Annotated in this window: 1 protein-coding gene, 1 rRNA gene and 1 pseudogene; 2 read left to right on the top strand and 1 reads right to left on the bottom strand. The window is 39.2% G+C overall.

Annotated features, from left to right (window positions below; translation table 11 throughout):
• Positions 1–1,906: ribosomal RNA gene (locus tag DV63_RS17235) — 23S ribosomal RNA — on the bottom strand; the annotation flags it as partial.
• A gap of 919 nt (positions 1,907–2,825) precedes the next feature.
• Between DV63_RS17235 and DV63_RS17230 the strand changes: the two genes are divergently transcribed.
• Together DV63_RS17230 and DV63_RS17225 are read left to right on the top strand one after the other, a co-directional pair.
• Positions 2,826–3,314, top strand: a complete 489-nt coding sequence (locus DV63_RS17230; RefSeq protein ID WP_000057831.1) for a hypothetical protein — start codon at positions 2,826–2,828, stop codon at positions 3,312–3,314.
• Positions 3,314–5,120, top strand: a pseudogene (locus tag DV63_RS17225) (DUF262 domain-containing protein). Before DV63_RS17230 ends, DV63_RS17225 begins: the two are co-directional and overlap by 1 nt.
• Positions 5,121–5,209: the final 89 nt, after the last annotated feature.

Genomic DNA, 5,209 nt, shown 5'->3' with positions numbered 1-5,209 from the left:
CCGCCGTTTACTCGGGCTTCAATTCAACGCTTCATCTTGCGACTGACGCATCCTCTTAACCTTCGAGCACCGGGCAGGCGTCACACCTTATACTTCCTCTTACGAGTTGGCAAAGTGCTGTGTTTTTGGTAAACAGTCGGGAGGGACTCTTTGCTGAGACCGCATTGCTGCGGCACACCTTATCGCGAACTTACGGTGCTAGTTTGCAGAGTTCCTTAACCAGAGTTCTTTCACGCGCCTTAGAATACTCATCTCATCTACCTGTGTCGGTTTGCGGTACGGACGACTATGGATATGCTTAGAGGCTTTTCTTGGCACGACGGTATCAGCGATTCTCCCTTTGTCCTAAAAGGACTCAAAGAGCCTGTTTGGGTTTCAAATACAGAGGTGGATTTGCCTTCCCTCCAATCTACGCCCTTAGACTAGCTATTCCATCAGCTAGCTCGCTTAACCCTATGCGTCCCCCCATCACGCTCCATGAGTCGGTATTGGAATATTAACCAATTTGCCATCACCTACCCCTTTCGGACTCGGCTTAGGACCCGACTAACCCTACGATGACGACCATCGCGTAGGAAACCTTAGATTTACGGCGGATACAATTCTCATATATCTTATCGTTACTCATTCCTGCATGCTCACTTCATACCGCTCCAGCACTCCTTACCGGTATACCTTCAACGCTGGTATGAACGCTCTTCTACCACTGTGTTAAACACAATCTACAAATTCGGTGTCTATCTTAGCCCCGTTATATTTTCAGCGCATGACCACTAGACCAGTGAGCTGTTACGCTTTCTTTAAAGGATGGCTGCTTCTAAGCCAACCTCCTGGTTGTTTGAGTAGCCACACATCTTTTTCCACTCAGAATAGAACTTAGGGACCTTATTTGGTAGTCTGGGTTGTTCCCCTTTTGACGATTGATTTTATCACCCACCGCCTGACTCCCAAGATACGATAAAAGGTATTCGAAGTTTGATAGGGTTTGGTACCGCGGCGAGCAGCCCTAGCCCAATCAGGGCTCTACCCCCTTTTATTATCACTTGAGGCTATACCTAAATATATTTCGAAGAGAACCAGCTATCACTAAGTTTGTTTGGCCTTTCACCCCTATCCACAGCTCATCCCAACCCGTTTCAATGGGTACGAGTTCAGTCCTCCACGCGCTATTACACGCGTTTCAACTTGGCCATGGATAGATCACTTAGCTTCGGGTCTGCAGCATCTGACTTAACCGCCCTATTAAGACTCGCTTTCGCTACGGCTTCGCATTCGCTTAACCTTGCCAGACACCACAACTCGCAGGATCATTATGCAAAAGGCAGTCCATCACCCTGATAAATCATAGGGCTCTGAATGATTGTAAGCAGATGGTTTCAGGTTCTATTTCACTCCGCTCACTGCGGTTCTTTTCACCTTTCCCTCACGGTACTTGTTCGCTATCGCTCAAAGAGTAGTATTTAGGGTTGGAGAGTGGTCTCCCCGGCTTCAACCTGGATTTCTCGTGTCCTGGCCTACTCTGGATACTGCTACCTGAAAACGCCTTGTCGCATACAAGGCTATCACTTTCTATGGCTTACCTTTCCAGGTAACTCTGCTAAAGCGTTTTCTTGGATGTTGCAGTCCTCAACCCCGAATGCAAGCACTCGGTTTGCCCTTTTCCCCGTTCGCTCGCCACTACTTAGGGAATCTCGTTGATTTCTTTTCCTCTAGTTACTGAGATGTTTCACTTCACTAGGTTCGCTCTCTGTTAGAGTAACTAATATCTCTATTAGTTGGGTTGCCCCATTCGGATATCTACGCATCAAAGCTCCTTGACAGCTCCGCATAGCTTATCGCAGTCTAGTACGTCCTTCATCGCCTCTCTTTGGCAAGGCATCCGCCATCTGCTCTTAAAAGCTTGTTTTAAATTTTAAAATATCCTTTAAAACCCGCCCTTTTATAATGAATAACGACAATTGCACGAATATTCTTCAGCGCTACCACTGCCTTAATGAATATAAGACAGAGTTATTGTAGTTTTACTTTACTTTTACATAGGCTATTAACAATGTTAAATCAAATAACTTCGTTTTTCTTTAAAAACTTGCTATAATCATTCCGTTAAACCCTTTAAAGAAGACTAAAAATGCTTGATCCCTAATCTTTTTTAACCGCCAAGTTTTATCAGCTGGTAAGCTTTTTATGTTTAAAAGCTTTTTGGCTTTTATGACTTGTTTGAGTTAAAATTAAAGAACTTTTTAAAGCTTGTCTTTAAAAACGAAATGTAATTATACGCATGCAATGCTTAAAGTTTGCTTAAAGTTTTTGAGGATTTGAAAGAAATGGATAAAAATGATTGGAAATGATGGGAAGGGGGGTAGAGGAGTAGAAATAAAGCTTTAATAATAAAACGCATCATCAAATAAAACACATCATTAAATAAAACACATCATTAAATAAAACACATCATTAAATAAAACGCATCATTAACCATTGATTGAATACCGCTAGATACAACACCGAATGTCATCTTTTTTTCAAAAAGGGGTAGAAATGGCATTCATTCATCCAATCATCCAATCATCCAATCATCCAATCATCCAATCATCCAATCATCCAATCATCCAATCATCCAATCATTCAATCAAGCAACGCTACCCTATTGTTGTAACTTTTACAATAACTTTTACAATAACTTTTACCAAAACCGACTTAAAAATCCCCTCCTTTTTATTATTCCCCTTTCCATTAACCCGCACCGCAACATTTTTGAACCATTTGATTCGATAAGCCCCATTTTTACATCAGTGGGGCTTACAGAGTTAAATTTAAAGGAGAAAGTGATGGCTCAGTTAGAAGATTTAAAAGCGCATGGAAAATACAATTTGTTGTTGTGCTTATTCAAAAGTGATTATTACAACGATCCAAAAAATACGGATTTAGAAGGCAAGCCTTTCAAACAAGCTTGTGAGGAATGCACTTTGACTTTTTTTCGCCCAAGAGTGGATGAAGTGGCTCAAGAAGAGGATTTTCAAAAGGTGCGTAAAGCGGATTATGCTGTTGCTATTGTGTATGAGAAATCAACTAAAGAAGCTATAGTCCAACGGAGCGTTTTTGCTCTAAAAATTGATCGCTTTGGAGTTGATGATGGGGGATCGTTAGGGATTTATGGCGTTTGCGCTCAAAAAGGGAGCCAAGAATACGAAGAACTAGTCAATAAAAACGCATATTGTTTTACAAATTCCACACGACTTTTCAACTCAATGAAATTAATTGAGCGAAAAAATGAAGGGTTATGGGTTTTTACCCATAAACTTATGAAAGGATTTTAATGGAATTGTTAAATTTAGACGGAGTGATTGAAAAAGGCGTGTTTGAAATCCCCAGCTATCAAAGGGGGTATGCATGGCAGGAAAGGCAACTAGAGGACTTTTGGAACGATTTATAGCATGTCTCTAAGCTAGAAAACAAATTCCATTACATGCACAGCTTAACCTTAAGAAAGCTTGAAAATGAATTTGAAAGCAGCACTTTTGAAATCATAGACGGCCAGCAACGATTGGCTACAAGTTTGATTTTACTGGGCCTTTTAGCCAAAACCACTAAAAATGAAAATTATTCTTTAGCCAACCTCAAATCCATTCTATCATATAATTTTTATTATCATGATATAGGCGAAGCTTTTAGGGCGATCACTGAAGAAGAAGACTTAGAAAAATTTAAAACTTCTTTTTACGCTAAAAATCTTATTAGCGCTTATGAATTTTTTAAGGAAAAAACTAGCAATATCACTAATCCAACGCTCAATAAACTGCTTGATACTCTCACTAAGAAAATGCTTTTTAGCGTGGTGGAATTGAATGATAATAGGATCGATCCCTTCAGCTCTTTTGAAACGATTAACAATCGTGGTAAAGATCTATCCACTTTAGAATTGTTTAAAAACCGCTTGCATTTTGTGGCGCACAAGATCTGTGATGAAAAAGAAGAGTTAGAAAATCTTCAAAAAAAGATCAATGACACCTACGCTATTATTTATTACGATTTGAGGCAATTTAAAGACGCTCATTTAGAGGGTTTTTTAAAGCATTTTGTAGCGTATTACTATGGCGAGAGTGGTAAAAAATTTAAAGATAAGGTTATTGGAGACAGAGTTTGACGCCTATAAAAAATACGACGCATACCCATATGATGAATATGAAAAAATAAATGAATTGTTATTTTATGTTTCTTATTCTTCTAAAGTTTGGGTTTTTTTACACATGCCTAATGATAAAGAACTTGATAAAGAACTTGAGATTGAAATCACGCCTAAAATGCACGACTTGTTAGGCAAAATGCAGCGCTTAAACGCTTTGAGCGACAACGCTTTTCTGCCCTTATTGCTCTCTCTTTTTACCATACAGCGTGTTGGGAAAAATGGTGGCAAACAACCTTATGCTACTAAGGAATTAGAGGGCTTGTTAGAATATTTAGAGCGTTTCGGGTTTTTAGTCTATGGGGTTGCTGGTAGGGATACGTCTAAAAAAACAATTGATTGAATTGGCTTTTAAAACATTTAGGGTGCATAGATTGTGGGAAGATGAAATAACTATTGAAGATCTTCCGATATTAGAAAAAGATTTTTTTAAGGGAGAGCATAGTGGTTTAAAACTGCTTGAGAATAATATTAATTTTAATAATGCTAAAAAATGGTATGAGTGGAAAAATGCACTGAATTACTTGCTGTATGAATACGAGTTGCACCATAACCCTGAAACGACTCTGAATTTTGATAGCAGTTTAGAAAGCATTGAGCATATCTTGCCCCAAAAACCGGATCAAGGCTATAGCGCTGAAGAAAAAAATTGGGCTAAAAATCCCCACATCGTGCATGCATTAGGGAACTTGCTCTTAATCCCTAAAAACGCTAACAGCTCTTTAAGCAACAAACCTTTTGATGAAAAAAGAAAGGAATACCTAAAAGGCTCTTATAGTGAAAAAGAAGTGGCCAAAAACGCTTCTTTTGGAGTCGCGCAAATCAAAGAAAGAAGTGAAAAATTATTAGACTTTTTAATCGCGCATTATCGTATCGCTGAATTAGTGGATGAAAGCGCGATTCAAGCTTTTAAAACGCTCTTTTAAAGGACATTAAATGATGCGCTCACTCAAAAATAAAGGGTCTGTTTTTAGCGCTTCACACCCCAACAAGGAGGAACAACGCCATGCTGAAAAGATAAAGGACATT

The sequence above is a fragment of the Helicobacter pylori FD535 genome (genome assembly GCF_000296015.2).
GTDB classification, from domain to species: Bacteria; Campylobacterota; Campylobacteria; order Campylobacterales; family Helicobacteraceae; genus Helicobacter; species Helicobacter pylori_CT.
This window is presented reverse-complemented; position numbering and strand designations above follow the sequence as displayed.

Bases quoted from the DNA above. Each gene is read 5' to 3' on its own strand.
- DV63_RS17230 (WP_000057831.1), top strand. From the start codon at position 2,826: ATGGCTCAGTTAGAAGATTTAAAAGCGCATGGAAAATACAATTTGTTG.